Source organism: Corallococcus silvisoli (assembly GCF_009909145.1).
Lineage (GTDB): Bacteria > Myxococcota > Myxococcia > Myxococcales > Myxococcaceae > Corallococcus > Corallococcus silvisoli.
This window is the reverse complement of the sequence record NZ_JAAAPJ010000005.1, coordinates 406,961-427,575: the sequence shown is the minus strand read 5'-3', so window position 1 is coordinate 427,575 and position 20,615 is coordinate 406,961. Positions and strand designations below refer to the sequence as shown.

Below are 20,615 nucleotides of genomic sequence, written 5' to 3'. Positions count from 1 at the left end.
GCTGGAAGCAGCGTTCCGCGCGCCCGGGACGACCCTTCAGAGGTCGATTTCGTACTTCGCACAGTATTGTCGGACCCTTGGACGCTCCGTTGCCGGAACCCGGGTCCATTGTGCCCGCGCGTTCGCCAGGTCGTGCTGCTGGCAATACACGCGGGTGAGCAGCGCGTACGACGCGCCGGTGATTTTCGTCCGCTGGCTCCGCCGGATGTGACGCAGTGCTTCCGCCGTGTTCGACGCGTCCAGCGCCCGCTGCGCCGCGGCCAGGTCCTCGCGGACGCTGTCGGGCATCGACTCGGGGGCGCCCCGGGCTCCCTGGGGCTTGCCCTTGACGGCGACGGTGGGAGCCTCCGCTGGCTCGGTGGGCTGCTGTGACGGCTGGGCATCGACGGTCGGCGGCTGGCCCTCGGGCTCCATGGCCGGCGGCGGATCCACCGGCTTCGTCGGGTCCTCCGGGGGCGGGGTCACGGCCACGGCGGGCGGCGGGTCGGCGGGCTTCACCGGAACCACCGGGGCCTGTCCGGCCACGGCCGGAGCCGCGACCGGGCGCTTCCAGAAGAAGGCGGCGGAGAAGGCGACGATGACCGCCACGCCCACGGCGACGGCGACCGGCCACTTCGGCCGGGCGCGGGACAGGGGCTGCGCGGGAAGTGACTCCGTCCGGGGACTGGCGGGGGCCTGCGGCGCCGCATCATCGCTGCCCGCGTGGGGCCGCATGCCCACGGTGGGGATGTGCTCCTGGGGGAGCGGGCGGGGATGCATTGGCGTGGGGCCGTCGGAGGCGGTCCGGGGGCGCTCCTGCTTCGGCTCCCCGAGCGACTGCAGCGGGCTGCCCGTCAACTCCAGGATGAACGCGCCCACGTCCGGGTAGCGGTCCGCGGGCTTCTTCGCCATCGCGCGCGAGATGGCCGTCACCACGTGCGGCGGTGTCTGCGGGGCCAGCGTCAGCAGGGGCGCGGGCTCCAGGTGGACGATTTGATAGATGAGCTCCGCGATGTTGTCGCCGGAGTAGGGGGGCCGGCCGGCGAGCATCTCGTAGACCATGCAGCCGAACGCGAAGAGGTCCGTGCGCGCGTCCACGTCGCTGTTGTGGCCCATGGCCTGCTCGGGCGCCATGTACTGCGGCGTCCCCATCAGCACCGAGTCCAGCGTCTGCACCGTGCGCGAGTCGACGAGCTTGGAGATGCCGAAGTCGAGCAGCTTCACGCGCTCGCCCACCACGCCGCCGGCTTCGGTGGGCACGAGGAACACGTTGCCTGGCTTCAGGTCGCGGTGCACCACGCCCGCGCGGTGCGCCGCCTGGAGCGCCGCGCCCATCTGCCGGGAGATGGAGAAGACCTCCTCCAGGGGCAGCTGCTTCTGCTTGCGCAGCCGCCGCGACAGCCCCTCACCGCGCAGGTACTCCATCACCATGAAGGGCGTGCCGTCCTCCAGCGTGTCGAAGTCCAGCACCTCCACGATGTTCGGGTGCCCCAGCCGGGAGGCGATCTCCGCCTCGCGCCGGAAGCGCACCGCGACCTCCTCCGACAGCGCCTCCACGCCGTGCAGCACCTTGACGGCCACCTGCTTGCCCGGGAGGCGCAGGTGCCGGGCCAGGAACACGGCGCCCATGCCTCCCTTGCCCAGCACGGTGCCAATCTCATACGTCCCACGGAGGACCCGGCCCGTCGTCAGCGGTTCGGATTGCGCGGAGGTGGGTTCGGTAGGCTTTTGCATCGGCGGTCCAAATTCCTACTAAACCGGGCCGACACGATTGGAAAGCACCCGGGCCCCTCCTTCCCCCACGGGTCGTGCGAAAACGTCGCGAATCGCAGGTTCTGAGAGGGCGAGTCGCAATTTTCCAGTTGGGCGCGCATGCCACGTCCTAGAGTTCCCCGGCGATGGCCTCCTCCGAATCAAGCGCTCCTCTCGCCGCCCTGTTGCCGAAGCCCGGCGAGCCCCGTCTCGACGCCGATGAAATCCTCAACCGCTTCGTGGGCTACGTGGCCACGAACGGGCTGAGCCTGTATTCCGCCCAGGAGGAAGCCATCCTGGAGCTCTTGAGCGACAAGCACCTGTTCCTCAAGACGCCCACGGGCTCCGGCAAGTCGCTGGTGGCCATGGCGCTCCACTTCAAGGCCATGGCCGAGGGCAAGGTGTCGTTCTACACGTGCCCCATCAAGGCGCTGGTGAACGAGAAGTTCTTCGCGCTCTCCAAGGCGTTCGGCCCGGAGAACGTGGGCATGCTGACGGGCGACGCGAGCATCAACCGCGAGGCGCCCATCCTCTGCTGCACGGCGGAGATCCTCGCGAACCTGGCGCTCCGGGACGCGTCCGCGCGCGTGGACGCGGTGGTGATGGACGAGTTCCATTACTACTCCGACAAGGAGCGCGGCGTGGCCTGGCAGATTCCGCTGCTGGCCCTGCCCCACACGCAGTTCCTGTTGATGTCCGCCACCCTGGGGGACACGCACGTCATCGAGCAGAGCCTGGAGAAGCTCACCGGCCGCGAGGTCGCCACGGTGCGCAGCTCCGAGCGCCCCGTGCCGCTGGACTTCGACTACCGCGAGGTGCCGCTGCACGAGACCATCCAGGACCTCATCGCGCGCGGGAAGTACCCCGTCTACCTGGTGAACTTCACGCAGCGGGCCGCGGCCGAGCAGGCGCAGAACCTGATGTCCGTGGACTTCAACACCAAGGAGGAGAAGGAGGAGATCCGCCAGGCGCTGATGGACGCCCCCTTCGACACGCCCTACGGCAAGGACTTCCAGCGCTTCCTGCGCCACGGCATCGGCATGCACCACGCGGGCCTGCTGCCCAAGTACCGGCTGCTGGTGGAGAAGCTGGCGCAGCAGGGCCTGCTCAAGGTCATCAGCGGCACGGACACGCTGGGCGTGGGCGTGAACATCCCCATCCGCACGGTGCTCTTCACGCAGCTGTTCAAGTTCAACGGGGAGAAGCTCTCGACGCTGAGCGTGCGCGACTTCAAGCAGATCGCCGGCCGCGCGGGCCGCAAGGGCTTCGACACCGAGGGCAGCGTGGTGGCGCAGGCCCCGGAGTACATGATCGAGAACATCCGCCAGGCCGCGAAGGAGGCCGCGGGCAAGAAGAAGTCGCCCAAGGCGAAGCCGCCGCAGAAGGGCTTCGTGCAGTACGACAAGAGCACCTTCGACCGCCTCCAGAATGGCCTGCCGGAGCCGCTGGAGTCGCGCTTCGAGGTGAGCCACGGCCTGCTGCTCAACCTGCTCCAGAGCGACAAGACGGAGGGCAGCGGGGGCTACCGGCGGCTGGTGCAGCTGGTGATGCGCTCGCACAACTCCGACTACACGAAGCGGCGGCTCCTGAAGGACGCGGCGATGTACTTCCGCACGCTGCGCGACGCCGGCATCGTGAAGGTGGTGCAGTGGGAGAAGCGCTCCGCGACGGTGGAGGTCGCGGAGGAGCTGCAGCGCGACTTCAGCCTCAACCACACGCTGTCCCTGTACCTGCACGAGACGCTGGAGCTGCTGGATCCCACGCTGGAGACGTACGCGTTGGACGTCGTCACGCTGGTGGAGTCCATCCTGGAGAACCCGGACGTGGTGCTGTACGCGCAGCTGCACCAGCTCAAGGGGGAGAAGATCCAGGAGATGAAGGCGCGGGGCGTCGAGTACGACGACCGGATGGAGGAGCTGGAGAAGCTGGAGTGGCCCAAGCCCAACCGCGAGTTCGTCTACGGCACGTTCAACGCGTTCGCGCGCAAGCACCCGTGGGTGGGCGAGGAGAACATCCGGCCCAAGTCCATCGTCCGGGACATGTTCGAGCGCTTCATGTCCTTCCACGACTACGTGCGGGAGTACGGCCTGCAGCGCAGCGAGGGCGTGCTGCTGCGCTACGTGGGGGACGTCTACAAGTCGCTGGTGCAGACGGTGCCGGAGAAGTTCCGCAACGAGGACCTGGACGACATCATCGACCACCTGCGCGCGACGCTGCGTCAGGTGGACTCCAGCCTCCTGGACGAGTGGGAGCGGATGCGCAACCCGGAGGCGCCCGTCGAGGCCAAGCCGGTGGTGGACCTCAAGCCCAAGGAGCTCACCGAGGACCCGCGCGCCTTCGCCGCCCGCGTGCGCGAGGAGCTGCACCGGCTGCTGCGCGCGCTGGGGCAGCGCCGCTTCCTGGACGCGCTGGGCATGCTGGACAACGCGCTGGGCGAGTGGACGGCTCCGAAGCTGGAGCAGGCGATGGCGCCGTACTTCGAGGAGCACAAGCTGGTGGTGCTCACCCCGCAAGCGCGCAAGCCGGCGAACACCCAGCTCAAGGAGACCGGCACCCGTCAGTGGGAGGCGCAGCAGCGCATCATGGACCCGGAGGGCCATGGGGACTGGGTCATCGACTGTGAGATCGATCTGCGCGGCCGGCGCATGGACGACGGCCCCATCCTGATGCTGCGCCGCATTGGCGGCATGAGCGCCTGGTCGTAGGCCGTCAGGCGGGAGGCGGCTTCGGGTCCCGGGCCGCCTCGCGCACGGTGCGCGTCGCGGCGTCCACCTCCGCGAGGATGCGGCGCGCGTGCTGGAGCAGGGCCTCTCCGGTGGGCAGCAGGCGCATGCCCCGGGGGACGCGCTCGAAGAGGGGCGTGCCCAGCTCGTCCTCCAGGGCGAGGATGTGACGGCTGAGCGGGGGCTGCGTGAGGTGCAGCCGGCGCGCGGCCCGGCCCACGTGGCCTTCTTCCGCCACCGCGATGAAGGATTGGAGGTGCGTGATGCTCACGCGCGCGAGGTTAGCGCGGGACCCGCGGGCCGTGCACGGGGCAGGGCGATGCCAGAACAGCATTGGACGTTTCGAAGGAGCGGATGCCACCTTGCCCGGCATGGGCATTCCTCTCTTCAAGGGCAGTGAAGTGGAGCGGCTGCGGCTCGCGGGGCGCGCGGCGGCGGGCACGCTGGAGCACGTGGCTGGCAGGCTCCAGCCGGGCGTGACGACGGCGGACATCGACGCGTGGGTTCGCGAGGACACGGCACGGCGGGGCGGCACGCCCAGCCAGCTGGGCTACAAGGGCTTTCCCGCCACGGTGTGCACCAGCCGCAACCACGTCGTGTGCCACGGCATCCCGCGTCCGGATGAGCACCTGAAGCCCGGGGACATCGTGAACGTGGACGTGACGACGTGCCTGGACGGCTTCCACGGCGATACATCCGCCACGTTCCTCATCGGCGAGGTGTCCGCCGACGCGAAGCACGTGGTGGACGTGGCGCGGCGGTGCCGGGACGCGGGCGTGGCGGTGGTGCGGCACGGCGCGCGGCTGGGGGACATTGGCGCGGCGGTGATGGCGCTGGCGAAGGCGGAGGGGTGCAGCGTGGTGGAGGAGTTCGGCGGGCACGGCATCGGCCGGCGGATGCACGGCGAGCCACACGTGCCGCACGTCGCGAGGGCGGGCACGGGCATCACGCTGCGCTCGGGGATGGTCATCACCATCGAGCCCATGGTGAACCTGGGGCGGCCGGACATCCGGATGATGCCGGACGGGTGGACCGTCGTGACCGCGGACGGCAGCCTGTCCGCCCAGTTCGAGCACACCGTGCTCGTCACCCGCGATGGCTGTGAAGTCCTCACCCCGAGCGAGCTGAACCTGCGGGTCTCCGGGAGGTATCCGGAAAGCTGATGGCCCATCGCTTCTGCCATCTGGTGGACGGGGCGGTCCGCGCGCATCTCTTCGCGCATGGCACTTCCTCCTCCTCTCCCTGTCGCCCGGGTACGGTCATGGACCCCCGGACACGTCCTGGTGCCGCTGGGCGCGGCGGCGTGCCTGCTGCCCCAGGTCTCCACGGGCGCGGCGCTGCTCGCGGGGCTGTGCGTCGCGATGACGGTGGGCAATCCGTTCGCGGCGCGGACGCGCGGACTCACGCCCCGGTTGCTGTCCCTGGCGGTGGTCGGGCTGGGCGCGGGCATGGACCTGCGCACGGTCCTCACGGCGGGGCGTGAAGGGCTGGGCTACACGGTGGTGGGCATCGCGCTGTGCCTGGCGGTGGGGGTGGGGCTTGCCCGGCTGCTGCGGGTTCCGCGCGTGACGGGACTGCTCATCAGCGTCGGGACGGCCATCTGCGGCGGGAGCGCCATCGCCGCGGTGGTGCCGGTGCTGCGGCCGAAGGAGCACGAGACGTCCGTGGCCCTGGGGACGGTGTTCCTGCTCAACGCGGTGGCGCTGTTCGTCTTCCCCGCCGTGGGCCACGCGGTGGGGCTGACGCCGCACCAGTTCGGGCTGTGGTGCGCGATGGCCATCCACGACACCAGCTCCGTGGTGGGCGCGGCGCTGCGCTATGGCCCGGAGGCCCTCGCGGTGGCGACGCCGGTGAAGCTCGCGCGCGCCCTGTGGATCCTCCCGCTGACGCTGGGGCTCGCGGCGTGGCAGCGGCGCAAGGGGAACGCGGTGACGGGCAAGGTGCGCCGACCGTGGTTCATCGCCGGGTTTCTTGGCGCGGCGGCGCTGGTGACGGTCTTCCCCTCGCTCGCTCCGGTGGGGCAGGGCGTGGCGGCCGTCGCGCGGCAGGTGCTCGTCGTGACGCTCTTCCTGCTGGGCGCGGGGCTGACGCGCGACACGCTGCGCGCCGTGGGGCTCCGGCCGCTCGCGCAGGCGGTGCTGCTGTGGTTGCTCATGGCCGGCCTGTGCCTGGGGGGGCTGCTCCTGGGCTGGGTGTCCTGAACCGCGCGCCCGGTCACCGGGGATGGGGGACCCTCAAGGCAACAGCACGGGCGGCGTGGCGCGAGCGTGGCGGAGGAAGCGCCCCGCGACGCCGGAGGGCTCGTCCACGGGCAGGGCCCAGGAGAAGACGCGGGGGACGCGCAAGCCGGGCACGGGCAACACCTGGAGGCGGCCCAGGGACAGCTCCTCGTGGATGCTCCAGCGGGACAGCAGCGCCACGCCCAGGCCCAGCGCGACGGCCTTCTTGATGGCCTCCGTGCTCCCCAACTGGAGGTCGCCCGGCCGCGGCCCCTTGCGCACGCCCGCCTTGCGCAAGGCCCGCTCCAGCACCGCGCGCGTGCCCGAGCCCGGCTCCCTCCAGAGCAGCGGCACCCCTCGCAGCGCTTCGAGCGTGCGGATGCGCAGCCACTCCGCCGGCCCCCGCGCCGCGACCACGGGGAGCAGCTCGTCGTCGAGGTAGCGCTCCAGGCGGATCCGCGGCGCCCGTGCGTGCCCCTCCACCAGCCCGAGCGGCACCCGGCCCTCCGCCAGCCAGGACAACACCTCCCGCGTGTTGCCGACCTCCAACCGGACCTGGAGGTCCCGGTGCGTGCGAAGGAACGAGGCCAGGAGGCCCGGCACGATGTCGCTGGCGATGGTCGTGCTGGCCGCCAGCACCAGCTCCCCGGTGAGCGTTTCTTCCGCCGCGATGGCGAGCGCCGCCTCATCGAGCAGCCCATGGATGCGCTGCGCGTAGTCGAAGAGGACGCGCCCCGCCGCGTTCAACCGCACACCCCTCGCGGTGCGCACGAGGAGCGGCTGGCCGCAATCGGCCTCCAGCTGCCGGACCTGCGCCGTGACCGCTGGCTGTGACAGGTGGAGCAGCCGGGAGGCCGCGGAGATCTGTCCGGTCGTGGCGACGACACGGAACGTTTCGAGCCGGCGGGGATCGACGAACAAGCCCCCATCCTACTCGCGCCCGGTCCAGGGCCCACCCGCCTCACATGACGGCCGGCCGCGCGCGGAATCCAGGCTGTCCGGTTCCCACCAGGGACCCCCGGAGGCTCACCGTCTCCTCCACGGCGGCGGGCGGGACCGCTGAAACGGGCATCAGGCGCGAGTGGCCGTGGGCCGGGCCGCCGCGGCGTGCGCCTATCCTCGAAGAGGCCCGCGCCTTTCGGTGGAGGGACGGCGCCGCGACCCTGGGTATATCTCTTGGGTGCGGAGCAGGCGGTCCGGTCCTCCGCCTGGAGGTGAGGGGGGCCTTCTCGGGGGGTGTTGAGAAGAGGGCGCCTGCGCCCGCCTGCTCGGCCGCGCGGCTGGCGGTTCCCGTTGGCACCGTCAGGGCCGGTGATAGTTTGCCGCCCCATGAAGAAGATCCTCGTCGCGCTCCTCGTGCTCGGCGTCCTGGCGGTCGCGGGCGTGGGCGGAGTGTTCGTGTCCCTCCAGAAGGCCACCGTGGCGCCGCACCCCGCGGCGGATCCCGCGCCGAAGGAATTCATCGTGAAGAAGGGCGCGTCCGCGCGCTCCCTGGGGCAGCAGCTCCAGGCCCAGGGCTTCCTGGACAACGCCACGGTGTGGCGCTTCCACCTGTGGCGCCGGGGCAGCCTCAACGTGAAGGCGGGCCGCTTCCTGCTGAGCCCCACCGCCTCCGTGGAGGAGCTGGCCACCGCGCTGGAAGGCTCGCCGCTGCCGGAGGACGTGCCCTTCGCGATGATCGAGGGCTGGCGCCTGCGCGACACCGACCAGATGCTCGCCTCGCAGGGGTTGATCAAGCCGGGTGACTACATCGCCGCGGCCACCCATCCGGAGCACTTCACCGCGCCGTTCCCGCTGCCGTCGCGCGGCCTGGAGGGCTACCTCTACCCGGAGACGTACGGGATCATCGCGGACAACTTCCGCGTGGACGCCTTCATCCAGCGGCAGATCGACACCTTCCGCGCCCGTTTCTACGACGCGCACCAGGAGGAGATCGCGAAGAGCGGCCGGTCCCTGCACGACATCGTCGTGATGGCCTCCATGCTGGAGCGCGAGGAGCCGGTGCCGTCGCAGCGCGCGCTCGTCGCGGGCATCCTCTGGAAGCGCGTGGACAAGGGCTTCCCCCTGGGCGTGGACGCGACCAGCCGCTACGAGCTCGCCGAGTGGAATGACCGCAAGGCGTTCCTCAAGCGGCTGCGCGACAACTCGGACCCATGGAACTCGCGCACCCGCGCGGGCCTGCCGCCCGGCCCCATCGGGGCGCCCACGGTGGACTCGCTGCTCGCCGCGCTGCGGCCGGTGAAGAGCGACTTCTGGTACTACCTGCATGACGCGCAGCGGGTCCTGCACCCGTCGCGCAACGCGCAGGAGCACGAGGCGCTTCGCGCCAAGTACAACGTGTATTGAGTCCTCGCGATGACGTCCCTTGGTTCGGATGCCCAGCGTTCCGCCGTGCCGCCTGAAGGGATGGAGGCCGTGACGCGGGCGGAGCTCGACCAGTTGCGCGAGGAGTCGGAGCGGCTCCGCCTGCTGCTCGCCACGGCGGCGCAGGTCGCCTGGTCGAACCCCGCGCGCGACGAAGCGGATGCGCTGCTGCCGTCGTGGAAGGCCTTCACCGGACAGACGCCGGAGCAGATGCGGCACCAGGGCTGGCTCCAGGCGGTGCATCCGGATGACCGGGCGGGGGCGTGGTCCGCGTGGGAGAAGGCCGTGGCCGCCCGGGCGCCCTTCTGCGCGCGCTACCGGCTGCGCCGCGCGGATGGCGCGTACGTGTGGATGCTCGCCCGGGGCGCGCCGGTGCTGGGGCCGGACGGCGCCGTGCGCGAGTGGGTGGGCACCTGCGTGGACATCCACGCCCAGGCGCTGGGCGAGGAGCGGGCCGCGTTCCTCGCGCGGGCGGGCGAGCTGTTCTCGTCGTCGATGGATGCCTCCACCACGCTGGCCTCGCTCGCGAACCTGTCCGTTTCGGCGCTCGCGGATTGGTGCATCGTGGACGTGCTGCATCCCAACGGACACTTCGAGCGGGCCCAGGTGGTGACGGCGGACGCCTCCCAGGCGCCGCTCGCGTTCGCCTTGCGGCAGCTGTCGCCGGTGTCTCTCGACCGGCCCGTCTCTCCCCCCGCGGTGGCGCTCGCGACCGGACATGCCACCGTCGCGTCCGACGTCACCGACGCGCTGATGCAGGCGTTGGCGCAGGACGCGCAGCACCTGGAGCTGTTGCGGCGGGTGGGCCCGCGGTCGCTGCTCACCGTGCCGTTGATGGCCCGCGGTCAGATCCTGGGCGCGCTGTCCTTCCTGAGCACCACGTCCGGCCGCCGCTACGGCGACGAGGACCGCCAGTTCGCCCAGGAGCTGGCGAACCTGGCCGCGCTCGCGGTGGACAACGCGCGGCTGCTCCAAGGCGCGCGCGAGGCCGTCCGCCTGCGCGACGAGTTCCTGTCCGTCGCGAGCCACGAGCTGAAGACGCCGCTGACGCCGCTGAGCCTGAAGCTCCAGGCGCTCACACGCGCGTTGAAGTCGCACCCGGATTCACCGCTCGCGCCCATCATCGCATCCCATGTGGAGGTGGGGCACCGCCAGGTCCGCCGGCTCACGGAGCTGATGAACGACCTGCTGGACGTCTCCCGCATCAGCGCCGGGACCTTCCGCCTCCAGCGCGAGGAGGTGGACGTCGCGGCCCTGGTGCGCGACGTGTCCGAGCGGTTCGCGCCGCGCTTCGCCCTGGAGCACTGCGACTTCAGCGTGGACGCCCCGGAGTCGGTGCGCGGCTGCTTCGACCGCGCGCGACTGGCGCAGGTGTTGGATCACCTGCTGGACAACGCCCTCAAGTACGGCGCGGGCACGCCGGTGTCCGTGCGGCTCGCGGTGGAGGGGCCGGTGGCGCGGCTCACCGTGCGCGATGGCGGTATCGGCATCTCGCCGGAGCAGCGCCCCCGCCTCTTCGAGCGCTACGGCCGCGCGGTGTCCGAGCGCCACTACGGCGGCCTGGGCCTGGGGCTCTACCTCACCCGCACCATCGTGGAGGCGGAGGGCGGGCGCGTGTCCCTGGAGAGCTGCCTGGGGGAGGGCGCGACGTTCGGCGTGGAGCTGCCGCTCGCGAAGGCGTGAGCGCTGGCCCGTGACGGCCCCCGGAAACGACCGGAGGCCGGCCCCGCGTCGAAGCGGAAGCCGGCCTCCTTCAAGCATCAGCGACCTTCGTCAGGCGCTCACTCGACCGGGCGCACCTGGACCTGCATCACGGTCTGGTTCTTGTTCTCGCTCAGGACCTCGATGATGGTGCCCGTGGGCGGCACCTTCACGCCGGCGTACGGCTGCGCGGCGTACCAGAAGGTGTTGGTGTCGTTGAACACCGGCACCGCGGGCTGCGACGGGTACTCCTCGCGCGGCAGGCCGTTGGGCTTGAGCGACAGCGGGAAGCTGGGCTGCAGGCCGAACGTCGCGTCGTGCGTCTGCACGCGGCCGGACCAGAAGCGGCCGTTGGTGAGCTGCAGGGGCACCGGGCGCGCGTCGATGGGTAGGATGCGGCCCTCACCCGGGTGCACGGACACGCGGTTGTCGCTCATGGACGTGTCCCAGTAGGTGACCAGCAGGCCGGGGTTGTAGGCGTAGCGCTCCGCGTACTTGGGCAGGCCGTCCGCGCTGAACCCGTAGTTGTACGGGCCCGTCTCCAGCGTCTCGTCGTAGCCGCGGAACTGACGCCACTCGGCCAGGTAGTAGTGATCGTAGAAGGTGTTGGTGCCGTCCGTGGGGAAGAACGTGCTCTCGTCCCACCACTTGGCGCCCCACTCCGCGTCATCACCGAAGACGTACTTGTTCTTCGCCCACAGCTGGAAGTAGTCGACCAGGAAGCCCTTGCCGAACTCCGCGCTATCCGTCTTGTAGCGGATCTTCAGCGTGACCGTCTTGCCCGCGTGGGCGGACAGGTCGAACTCCAGCGGCGTCCAACCGTTGGACGTGCCGGTGATGCCGTTGCCCAGGTTGTTGCCATAGGGGTTCGTGGCCCGGCTCACCGCGCTGGGCAGGTTGACGAACGGGCCGCCCTCCACCGACAGCGCGACGTAGGCGTAGTCCCAGTCCTCCTCGATGTCGAACCACGTCTGGAACGAGAACGTGATGGGCGTCTTGTTCGGCAGCTTCACCGTCTTCACGAGCACGCGATCCAGGTTGTTGCCCTGGCCGCCCTGCCACGCGAACTGCCCCTCGAAGGGCGCGGTGGTGGGCTGCGGGCGGGGCTTGCCGGGCAGCTTCACCAGCAGCGCCTGCTTCGCGTTCTGCGACGTCACCTCCGCGGGGCCCAGCTTGTGGTACGAGTACAGGCCCGCGCTCGTGGTGGCGTAGTCCAGCCAGCCCAGCTGCAGCTTGTCCCAGGCGAAGAAGTCACCCGGCCGGCTGCCGATGTCCGTCGTGCCGTCGTTCAGGTACGAACCGGACGACATGATGGTCCAGAAGCCCGTCCCGTTGTCCGCCGCGTTCGTCGTGTCGTAGTGGTCCGGCAGACCCAGGTCGTGGCCGTACTCGTGCGCGAACACGCCCAGGCCGCCGTTCTCCGGCTGAATGGTGTAGTCGCCCACCCACTTGTCCACGTTGGCCGCGAAGCGCGTGCCGCCGCGCTTGTTCCAGGCCGGGCCCTGGCCGTCCGGGCCCGTGCCGGTGCTGTAGGCGAACCAGCGGTGGCTCCAGATGGCGTTGGGGCCCTGCGCGCCGCCGCCCACTTCCTCACCCATGCCGGCGTGGACGATCTGGAAGTGGTCGATGTAGCCGTCCGGCTCGTTGAAGTCGCCGTCGCCGTCGTAGTCATACCGGTCCCACGTGTCGAACGTGTCCAGGTACGCCTTGATCTCCGCGGGCGTCTTGCCAGCGGCGATCTGATCCTGCGTCCACACCTTGATGGCGTCGCTGACGAGCGGCCAGATGGAGTTGGAGCAGCTGGAGCTGCCGCACAGGTTGTTGCCGTAGCGGGCTTCGTTGTACGGCACCTTCACCCACTCGGACACCACGCCGTTCACGGTGTAGCGCCCGGACGACGCGGTCCGGTAGAAGTTGGCCACCGAGTCCGCGCCCGGCGTCGCGTCGAAGTACAGCTTCTCGAAGTGCGCGCGGTCGTAGTCCGGCTGCCAGATGGAGGTGTTGTCCACCGCGCGGTTCGGCGCGGGGATCGCGTTGTGCAGCGGGCCGGGCACGTTGCCGCCCGGGTTGGTGGTGGGGTTGCCGAACACCGGGTGGATCTGCGTCCCGAACTCCACCAGGATCACGAAGATGCGGTCCGTGCGCTCCAGCTCCAGCTCCACGAACTTGCCGTTCGCCAGCTTGTGCACCTTGCCGGGCTGAACGTTGCCCTCGATGCGCTCCTTCAGCGCCTGGGCCTTGAGCTCCTTCTGCTGCTCGCCCAGCGTGTGGGGCAGGTCGTCGGAGATGTCCTCCGCCGCGGCGCGCAAGGACTTCGTCTTCGGCGCGACGTCAGGCTGCGGCTTCTCGTACCACGCACGCTCCGCGTAGGCCGACGGCGCCGCGAGCGCGAGCAGGCTCCACGCAAGCCAGGATGGGGGTTTCCGCATGGCGACTCCTTCAAGATGTTGAAGACGGGCATCCCGGCGGGTCCGGGATGCCCCTGTTTCTAGTGGAAGACATGGGAGTTTTGGAAGACGGGGACATTAAATTTTTCCTGCAAGGACGGAGCGGGTGATCCGTTGGTGGACGGCGGAAGTCGAAGAATGGGTAGGGGCGAGGGCAGGGCGAGGGACTACGGTTCCGCTCCGCTATGGCGCGTACACGTCCCGTGGATCCCCCGCTGCGGCGGGATGTCCGGCTCCTGGGCCGGCTTCTGGGTGAGGTGCTGGTCGAACAGGAGGGGCAGGCCCTGTTCGAGAAAGAGGAGGAGGTCCGCCAGCTGGCCATCCAGCGCCGGCGGGGGCCGGTGGCGGGGCGGCGCGCCGCGGCGGCGGAGCTGGCGGCGGTGTTGCGGCGGCTGCCCTCGGAGCAGGTGGAGCCGGTGCTGCGCGCCTTCTCCGTCTACTTCCAGCTGGTGAACCTGGCGGAGCAGCACCACCGCATCCGCCGCGCGCGGGCCCACGCGAGCCCCACCGCCACCCGGCCCCAGAAGGGGTCGCTGGAGGCGACGCTCCTCGCGCTGAGGGCCGCGGGGGTGGGCGCGGACAAGGTGCGCGAGACGCTGGGGACGCTGAAGGTGACGCTGACGTTCACCGCGCACCCGACGCAGGCGGTCCGGCGCACGCTGCTGGAGAAGCTCTATCGGCTGGCGCAGCTCTTGGAAGAGCGCGACCGGTGCGCGCTCACCCCGCGCGAGGCGGCCGCGAACCTGTCGTCCATGCGCGAGGAGATCACCGCGCTCTGGCAGACGGACGAGCTGCGCCGCGAGCGCCCCACCGTGGGTGACGAGGTGAAGAACGTCCACTGGTACGTGGAGGAGATGCTGGCGGAGCCGGTGTCCCGGCTGCCGGAGGCGCTGGACTGGGCCTTCGAGCGCGCCTACGGCGAGCCCCTGGGCGCGCTGGACACGCCCGTCCGCGTGCACTCGTGGGTGGGCGGCGACATGGACGGCAACCCGCTGGTGACGCCCGACGTGTTCGCGGACACGCTGCGCGCGCACCGGGCCCGGGGCCTGCGGCTGCTGCTGCGCGACGTGGAGCGGCTGGGGGGGATGCTGTCGCAGTCGGAGCGGCACGCGCGCCCCACCCAGGAGCTGGAGCGGTCGCTGGAGGAGGACGCGAAGGCGCTGCCGGAGGTGGCGAAGCAGCAGGGGCCGCGCACGCTGGGCGAGCCGTGGCGGCGCAAGCTGCGCTTCATGGAGGAGCGGCTGTCGCTGGCCCTCAAGCACGTGCTGGCCCGGCGTGAGGGGAGGGCGTCCACGCTCGCGCCGGGCGCCTACCGCTCTCCGGAGGCCCTGGGCGACGACCTGGCGGTGCTGGAGCGGTCGCTCTTCGCGGCCCGCGCCGAGCACGCCGGGCTGCGCGAGGTGCGCCGCATGTCCGAGCGCGTCCGCGCGCTGGGCCTGGGCCTGGGCGAGCTGGAGGTGCGCGTCCCCGCGGAGGACGCGGTGAGCGCGGCGGCCTCCATCGCCGGGGGACCGCCTCCCTCCGAGGGGGGCCAGCGGCTGCTGGACGTGCTGAAGCGGCTTCGCGAGGGCCAGGACGAGGGCGGCGAGTCCGTCTGCCGCACCCTCATCCTCTCCATGGCCTCCACGGCGGAGGACGTCCTGGCGGCCTTCCAGTGCCTGAAGCACGCGGGGCTCTGGGACGCGGAGCGCCAGTGCGCCACCGTGGACGTGGCGCCGCTCTTCGAGCAGCTGGGCGCGCTGGATGGCGGGCCCGACGTGCTGCGCCAGCTGTTCGCGCACCCGGAGTACCGCCAGCACCTGAAGGGCCGGGGCGTGCAGGAGGTGATGGTGGGCTACAGCGACTCCGGCAAGGAGGTGGGCCTGCTCGCCGCGAGCGCCGCGCTGTACCGCGCCCAGGTGGCGCTCACCCAGGTGGCGGACGAGGCCGAGGTGCCCCTGCGCCTGTTCCACGGCCGGGGGGAGACGGTGGCGCGCGGCGGCGGCCCCGCGCAGACGGCCATCCTCGCGCTGCCGCCGGGCACGGTGGCCGGGGCCTACAAGGCCACGGAGCAGGGCGAGGCGATGGACCACAAGTACGCGCGCCCGGAGCTCACGCAGCGCACGCTGGAGCTCGTGCTGGGCGGCGTGCTCCTGCACACGCTCGACGCGCAGCCGCGCCCGTCCCCCGAGGACGAGTCGGCCTTCCGCGCCGCGTTCGACGTGCTCGCGGAGTCGGGCCGTCAGGCGTACCGGTCGCTCGTGTGGGACGACCCGCGCTTCGTGGAGTTCTTCATGACGGGCACGCCGGTGGAGGAGATCGCCGCGCTGCCCATCGGCTCACGCCCCAGCAAGCGCAAGGCGGGCGGGCTGGAGACGCTGCGCGCGATCCCCTGGAGCTTCGCCTGGACGCAGACGCGCGCCATCCTCCCGGCCTGGTACGGCGTGGGCAGCGCGCTGGAGTCCTACGCGGCCACCCCCGAGGGCGCGGCGCTCTTGCAGCGCATGTACAAGGAGTGGCCCTTCTTCCACACGGTCATCGACAACGTGACCATGGTGCTGGCGAAGACGGACATGGCCATCGCGGCGCGGTACGCGAAGCTGGCCCCCGCGTCCACGCGGCCCCTGTGGCTGCGCATCCAGCAGGAGCACGCGCGCACGCGCCGCGCGGTGAAGTCGCTGACCGGCGAGGCGAAGCTCCTGGACAACAATCCGCAGTTGCAGCGGAGCATCGCGCTGCGCAACCCCTACGTGGACCCGATGTCCTTCCTCCAGGTGGAGCTGCTCAAGCGCAAGCGCGACGGGGACGCGGAGTGCGACCGCCCGCTGCTCCTGGCGCTCAACGGCATTGCTGCGGGGATGCGGAACACCGGTTAGACAAGGGCGACACAGGAGCGCGCGGACCATGGCCCAGGAGACGTTCACCGTCGAGGAGATCAACCCGAAGCACGGCTTCGCGCGGCTGCGCCCGGACGCGCCCGCGCCGGGCGACGGGGTGCTCCACACCGCCCTCTACCCGGATCCGGAGTTCACCCACGCGCCCCCCTTCCAGCTGCGCAAGGGGGACCGCGTGACGGGCCTGCGCCGGGGCCAGACGGTGTCGGAGGTGTCCTGGCTTCAGCGCGTGGAGCCCCCGTGGGAGGAGGTGGAGCGCGTGGCGGAGCTGCTCGCGCTCCTGGAGCGCTGGGAGATCCGCATCCCCCATGAAGCCCGCTTCCTGGCCGAGCACTCCTGGCGCGACAGCCGCGAGGATCCGCTGCGCGACGAGCTCCAGGCGCAGCTGCCCACCTTCTTCGACTGGGAGGGCGCCCACCCCTTCGAGGACCCCTCCCTGCTGGAGCGGCTCTCCGCCGCCATGCAGCCCTACCTCCCGGGCTTCGCCGTGCAGCCCGTGCAGGGCCAGCCCGCCGTGCGCGTGGAGCCCGGCGCTGTGGAGGTCCAGGCCGGCGTGGGGAGCTGGGATGTGCCCCAGCCCACCTTCGCCCCGATGATCGCGGAGGTGAACGCCCGGCTCGCCGCCGCTCACGCCCCGGTGCGATGGGTGCCCACCCGCGAGGACTGGATGCTCGCCCCCCCCGCGCTGGCCGCGCTCCTCCAGAAGCATGGCCTGCTGGAGCCCGTCGCGCCCGCCCCCTAGGCGTTGGCGCCCTTCCACCGCGTCGTGTCACAGGGCGATGGGAGGTCAAATGATTCTTTGATAGAGGACGGAGCCAATCATGGGCTTCCGATACCTCCCGTCCCTGCTCGTAGGTCTCCTCGTCCTTAGCGGGTCCGCCTGTGGACCCGAACCGGAGCGGCGCGTCTCGGAGGCGGAGCTTCCCCCGCCCGCGCGGCCGTACGTCACCATCGAAGGGCACGCGGTGGACACGCACCGGCTGTCCGGCACGGTGTGGAGCGATGCGGGGGTGCCCCGGGTGGAGGTGTACGAGGACGGGCGCTTCCTGGGCTATGCCGACGTGGAGGCCGGCCGGTGGAGCCTGCCCTGGTGGCCGGGCCGACGGGCGCTGGCGGTGGAGGTGGTGGCGAAGGACCGTCAGGGCGTCGAGTCGCGGGCCCGCGTCGACTTCCAGCACCTCGCGTTCGACGCGCGGCCCGGCCTCTATCAGCAGGAGGCGCTGCTGACGCTGCCCACGACGCGGGGCGTGCGGACGAACTTCACGCTGGACGGCTCCCTGCCCACGCCCGAGTCCCCGCTCTACACGGGGCCCCTGGTGCTGCTGCCCCGTCCCACGACGCCGGTGACCTGGGCCTATGTCCCCACGACGCCGGTGAGCGCCCCCGAGGGTTCCCGGTGGGCCGCGCCGCTGGAGGTGGTGCCGCAGGCCACGGTGGTGCGCTACCAGCAATACGTGGGGACGGTGCCGGTGGGGCCCGTGTCCACGCGCACGTTCCTGATTGGACGGACGCCGTACACGCTCCCGGTGCTGTCGCTGGTCACCGACGCGGCGAACTTCTTCGACGCGGAGCGGGGCATCTACGTCCCCGGCCGCATCTCCGAGGCGAGCCCCGGTGACCCGGGGGCGGGCAACTACATGCAGGACGGCAAGGAGTGGGAGCGGCCCGTCTACGTGGAGTGGTTCGAAGCCACGGGCGCGCGCGTCTTCGCGCAGGACGCCGGGGTGCGCATCCACGGCTCCGGCAGCGCCGTGCTGCCGCAGAAGAGCCTGCGCCTGTACGCGAAGGAGGAGTACGGGCCGAAGACGTTCTCCGGCGCGGTGTTCCCCGGCTCCACGGTGACGGACTTCACGCGGTTGCTGGTGCGCACGTCCGGGCAGGACCAGGGCGACACGAAGCTTCGCGACTGCGCGTTGCAGCGGCTGCTCGCCGAAACGCGGCTGGCGCTCCAGCCGTGCCGGCCCACGCTGGTGTTCTTCGACGGCGAGTACTGGGGCCTGCACGAGCTGCGCGAGCGCTATGACGAGTACTACCTCGCGTCGCACTACGGCGTGGACCGCAAGAAGGTCGTCATCCTGGAGCGGTTCGGGGAGGTGAACGTCGGCGAGGCGGGCGACGAGCAGCACTACCTGGACCTCATCGACTACGTCCAGGCGAACGACCCGGCCATCCCGGCGAACTACGCCTGGGTGGGGACGCGGATGGACGTGGATGACTTCATCGACTACCAGGTCGCGCAGCTGTACCTGGGCAACGAGGACTGGCCGGAGAACAACGTGAAGTTCTGGCGGCTGCGCACGAAGGCGTACGCGCCGGGGGCGCCCTACGGGCAGGACGGCCGCTGGCGCTGGCTCGTGTATGACCTGGACTTCGCCCTGCACTCGGGCCCGGACTTCGACAGCCTGGGCCGCGTGCTGGAGGACCCGACGTTGGAGGCATGGTCCGTCGTCCTCCTGCGGCGGCTGCTCCGGTCACCGGAGTTCAAGGCCCGCTTCATCGAGCGCTTCCTCTGGCACCTGGACCACACCTTCACCGCGGAGCGGGTGACGGCCTATCTGGATGCGGCCGCCGCGGACCTGGAGCCGGAGATGCCTGGCCACGTGGCGCGCTGGAGCCAGCCGGCCTCCATGGAGGCCTGGCGGTTGAACCTCGCGTGGGTGCGCGAGACGGCGATCCAGCGTCCTGCCTTCATGCGGCGGTTCCTGGAGCGGCACCTGGGGCCGCTCACGCCGCCCGAGGCCGAGGCCAACGCTCAGTAGCCGTACGAGCCGCTGCGCACGTCCACGAGGCGGCCATCGCGGAAGATGGCCACCTGCATCAGCCGGTGGGGGCCGAAGTTGTAGGTCCACTCCTCGAAGGTGGTCGAGGAGGTGACCTCCGTGGAGGCTTCCTCCATGGGGGTCTTCGACTTGACCTTGTTGGTGACGTACTCCGTGCGGCTCTGCCGCGTCACCGGTTCGCCGCACTTGGCCAGCGCATCCGCCTGGGACGCCCCCTCGGAGACAAGCTTGTTGTCGCAGCGCAGCGCGGAGGCGTGGACGAGCGAGGGCAGGGCGAGGCAAGCGAGGACGAGGCTGGCGGACAGGGTGCGCATGTCGGCTCCGGATGGAGGAAGTGGTGCGGTGGTGCCGCACGGACGCGGAGGCCCCGCCTCTATTCACACCCGCCGTGCATTTTCCTTGCGGGTGGGCGCTACAGGCCGCCCCTCGCCTTGAGCACGCGCACCACCTCCGCGGCCATGACGCGGTGGCCTTCCTTGGACGCGTGGATGCCGTCCACCTCCAGCCCGTCGATGAAGAGGTCCACGTTGTTGGGCTGGCGCGTCACCGCCTCCAGGTCGATGACCTCCGCGCGTTTCTGGGCGCGGATCCACGCGTTGAACTCATGGCGCTGCGCCTTCACGACCTCGTAGCTGCCCTCGTTCGTCTTCTCCTTGGGCAAGAGCGTGCTCACCCACAGCCGGCACCGGGGCTGGAGCTGATCCAGCAGCTGCGTCATCCGCTGCTCCAGCTTCTCCACCGTCACGTCCGGCGCGCCCAGGTCATTGGTGCCCAGCAGCACGATGCAGTCGGTGAAGCCCTGCATCGCAAGCACCTCCTGCGGCAGCTGGATGTTCGCGTCCCAGAAGCCCTGCCCGGACACGCCCGAGTTCACCACGGGGACCCCGAGCTGCGCCTCCGCCAGGGCCGGCCAGGCGTTGCGCGTGTCGTTCCAGGTGTCCGTGTAGCCCTCGGTGATGCTGTCCCCGATGGCCACGAACGCCCGGCCCGGCGTGCCCTCCACGTCCACCGTGGCCACCGCCACGGCCTGTTGCCAGGGTTGCCCGCCCAGCGCGGTCTGCGTCGCTGCGTACGCGCCCGTGTGCGCGTAGCTGCCGGGGAACGCGTTGATGAGGCTCTGGCCCATGGCGCCCTTCACCTCGAAGGAGAGGGCCAGCTCGTCCCGGAACGCCACCGGGAACGCCACGGGATCCGACGTCACCAGCGAACGCGCGCCGGTGGTGAAGCCCGGCTTGCCGCTGAAGGTGAGGGCCACGGGCGTGGAGGCCAGCGCGCCGTCGGCGCCCGCCTTCGCCACCGTGGCCCGTTGCAGGGTCAGCTCGCCGTTGCCCGAACGGAAGGTGACGCGGACGCGGTTGCCCGCGCGACCCACCGGAATCCTCAGGCGGTACGTGGTGACGGCCCCCACGAAGCCGGACTCGCGCAGGGCCTGGTGGAAGCCCGGTTGGAACTGGACCTCGCCCGGCGCCACTGGCGGCGTGGCCTGCACCGTGTGTCCGTCATGCAGCGTCAGTGTGGGGGCGGCCTCCACGGGCCCCACGGGCACGCCGACCTCCGCGTCCGTGTGGCCCGGGGCTGACTCCCTCGTATCCCCGTCCTCGATGAGGCCGCCGCACCCCACGAGCAGGCTCAGGGCACCGAAGCCGCACCACCGCAGCGCCTTTCCCATACCCATGCCCACCACCTCCCGGCGCAAGAGAATGTGCACGACACGCCTTCTTGGCGACCGATGATTCACGTCGCGGGCCAGCCGCGCGGGGGGCCCGGACGCCCGGCC

The 20,615-nt window shown here is 71.1% G+C and carries 14 protein-coding genes; 8 read left to right on the top strand and 6 right to left on the bottom strand.

Annotated features, from left to right (window positions below; all coding sequences use genetic code 11):
* Positions 1 to 36 precede the first annotated feature (36 nt).
* Entirely contained in the window at positions 37 to 1,713 is a 1,677-nt protein-coding gene (locus tag GTY96_RS10715; protein ID WP_161664645.1) for a serine/threonine-protein kinase, read from the bottom strand.
* A gap of 164 nt (positions 1,714 to 1,877) precedes the next feature.
* Between GTY96_RS10715 and GTY96_RS10710 the strand changes: the two genes are divergently transcribed.
* Positions 1,878 to 4,436 (top strand): DEAD/DEAH box helicase, encoded by a 2,559-nt coding sequence (locus GTY96_RS10710; RefSeq protein ID WP_143901022.1) that lies wholly within the window; start codon positions 1,878 to 1,880, stop codon positions 4,434 to 4,436.
* Between the two features lie 4 nt (positions 4,437 to 4,440).
* On the opposite strand, the gene GTY96_RS10705 is transcribed toward GTY96_RS10710, so the two are convergent.
* Positions 4,441 to 4,725, bottom strand: coding sequence for a LysR family transcriptional regulator (locus GTY96_RS10705; protein WP_143901020.1), 285 nt, complete (start codon positions 4,723 to 4,725; stop codon positions 4,441 to 4,443).
* 100 nt (positions 4,726 to 4,825) lie between these two features.
* Here GTY96_RS10705 and map point away from each other — a divergent pair, with 100 nt between their 5' ends.
* Both map and GTY96_RS10695 read left to right on the top strand, forming a co-directional pair.
* On the top strand, positions 4,826 to 5,617 hold the full coding sequence (gene map, locus GTY96_RS10700) for a type I methionyl aminopeptidase (protein WP_143901018.1): 792 nt from the start codon (positions 4,826 to 4,828) through the stop codon (positions 5,615 to 5,617).
* A gap of 120 nt (positions 5,618 to 5,737) precedes the next feature.
* Positions 5,738 to 6,655 (top strand): YeiH family protein, encoded by a 918-nt coding sequence (locus GTY96_RS10695; protein WP_143901016.1) that lies wholly within the window; start codon positions 5,738 to 5,740, stop codon positions 6,653 to 6,655.
* Between the two features lie 33 nt (positions 6,656 to 6,688).
* Here the strand turns inward: GTY96_RS10695 and GTY96_RS10690 are convergent, their stop codons facing one another.
* Positions 6,689 to 7,594, bottom strand: a complete 906-nt coding sequence (locus GTY96_RS10690; RefSeq protein ID WP_143901014.1) for a LysR family transcriptional regulator — start codon at positions 7,592 to 7,594, stop codon at positions 6,689 to 6,691.
* Between the two features lie 408 nt (positions 7,595 to 8,002).
* On the opposite strand from GTY96_RS10690, the gene mltG reads away from it, so the two are divergent.
* On the top strand, positions 8,003 to 9,019 hold the full coding sequence (gene mltG / locus GTY96_RS10685; protein WP_143901012.1) for an endolytic transglycosylase MltG: 1,017 nt from the start codon (positions 8,003 to 8,005) through the stop codon (positions 9,017 to 9,019).
* 9 nt (positions 9,020 to 9,028) lie between these two features.
* Positions 9,029 to 10,720, top strand: coding sequence for a sensor histidine kinase (locus GTY96_RS10680; protein WP_143901010.1), 1,692 nt, complete (start codon positions 9,029 to 9,031; stop codon positions 10,718 to 10,720).
* 98 nt (positions 10,721 to 10,818) lie between these two features.
* Here GTY96_RS10680 and GTY96_RS10675 read toward each other — a convergent pair whose 3' ends face one another.
* A complete protein-coding gene (locus tag GTY96_RS10675; RefSeq protein WP_161664644.1) occupies positions 10,819 to 13,167 on the bottom strand; it encodes an immune inhibitor A domain-containing protein in 2,349 nt (782 codons plus the stop codon).
* A 203-nt stretch (positions 13,168 to 13,370) separates the two neighbouring features.
* Between GTY96_RS10675 and GTY96_RS10670 the strand changes: the two genes are divergently transcribed.
* The 3 genes from GTY96_RS10670 (at position 13,371) to GTY96_RS10660 (ending at position 18,817) form a co-directional block, all read left to right on the top strand.
* A complete protein-coding gene (locus GTY96_RS10670; protein ID WP_161664643.1) occupies positions 13,371 to 16,040 on the top strand; it encodes a phosphoenolpyruvate carboxylase in 2,670 nt (889 codons plus the stop codon).
* Positions 16,041 to 16,068: 28 nt separating this feature from the next.
* On the top strand, positions 16,069 to 16,800 hold the full coding sequence (locus GTY96_RS10665; protein WP_143901004.1) for a hypothetical protein: 732 nt from the start codon (positions 16,069 to 16,071) through the stop codon (positions 16,798 to 16,800).
* Positions 16,801 to 16,879: 79 nt separating this feature from the next.
* Positions 16,880 to 18,817, top strand: coding sequence for a CotH kinase family protein (locus GTY96_RS10660; protein WP_161664642.1), 1,938 nt, complete (start codon positions 16,880 to 16,882; stop codon positions 18,815 to 18,817).
* On the opposite strand, the gene GTY96_RS10655 is transcribed toward GTY96_RS10660, so the two are convergent.
* Entirely contained in the window at positions 18,811 to 19,152 is a 342-nt protein-coding gene (locus tag GTY96_RS10655; protein ID WP_143901002.1) for a DUF2845 domain-containing protein, read from the bottom strand. The genes GTY96_RS10660 and GTY96_RS10655 overlap by 7 nt on opposite strands.
* Before the next feature lie 98 nt (positions 19,153 to 19,250).
* Positions 19,251 to 20,513 (bottom strand): SGNH/GDSL hydrolase family protein, encoded by a 1,263-nt coding sequence (locus GTY96_RS10650; protein WP_143901001.1) that lies wholly within the window; start codon positions 20,511 to 20,513, stop codon positions 19,251 to 19,253.
* Between the last annotated feature and the right edge of the window lie 102 nt (positions 20,514 to 20,615).

What these genes read in the sequence shown, in the direction of transcription:
- GTY96_RS10715 (WP_161664645.1), bottom strand. Translation starts at nt 1,713, where the DNA reads ATGCAAAAGCCTACCGAACCCACCTCCGCGCAATCCGAACCGCTGACG.
- GTY96_RS10710 (WP_143901022.1), top strand. Translation starts at nt 1,878, where the DNA reads ATGGCCTCCTCCGAATCAAGCGCTCCTCTCGCCGCCCTGTTGCCGAAG.
- map (WP_143901018.1), top strand. Translation starts at nt 4,826, where the DNA reads ATGGGCATTCCTCTCTTCAAGGGCAGTGAAGTGGAGCGGCTGCGGCTC.
- mltG (WP_143901012.1), top strand. Translation starts at nt 8,003, where the DNA reads ATGAAGAAGATCCTCGTCGCGCTCCTCGTGCTCGGCGTCCTGGCGGTC.
- GTY96_RS10680 (WP_143901010.1), top strand. Translation starts at nt 9,029, where the DNA reads ATGACGTCCCTTGGTTCGGATGCCCAGCGTTCCGCCGTGCCGCCTGAA.
- GTY96_RS10675 (WP_161664644.1), bottom strand. Translation starts at nt 13,167, where the DNA reads ATGCGGAAACCCCCATCCTGGCTTGCGTGGAGCCTGCTCGCGCTCGCG.
- GTY96_RS10670 (WP_161664643.1), top strand. Translation starts at nt 13,371, where the DNA reads ATGGCGCGTACACGTCCCGTGGATCCCCCGCTGCGGCGGGATGTCCGG.
- GTY96_RS10665 (WP_143901004.1), top strand. Translation starts at nt 16,069, where the DNA reads ATGGCCCAGGAGACGTTCACCGTCGAGGAGATCAACCCGAAGCACGGC.
- GTY96_RS10660 (WP_161664642.1), top strand. Translation starts at nt 16,880, where the DNA reads ATGGGCTTCCGATACCTCCCGTCCCTGCTCGTAGGTCTCCTCGTCCTT.
- GTY96_RS10655 (WP_143901002.1), bottom strand. Translation starts at nt 19,152, where the DNA reads ATGCGCACCCTGTCCGCCAGCCTCGTCCTCGCTTGCCTCGCCCTGCCC.
- GTY96_RS10650 (WP_143901001.1), bottom strand. Translation starts at nt 20,513, where the DNA reads ATGGGTATGGGAAAGGCGCTGCGGTGGTGCGGCTTCGGTGCCCTGAGC.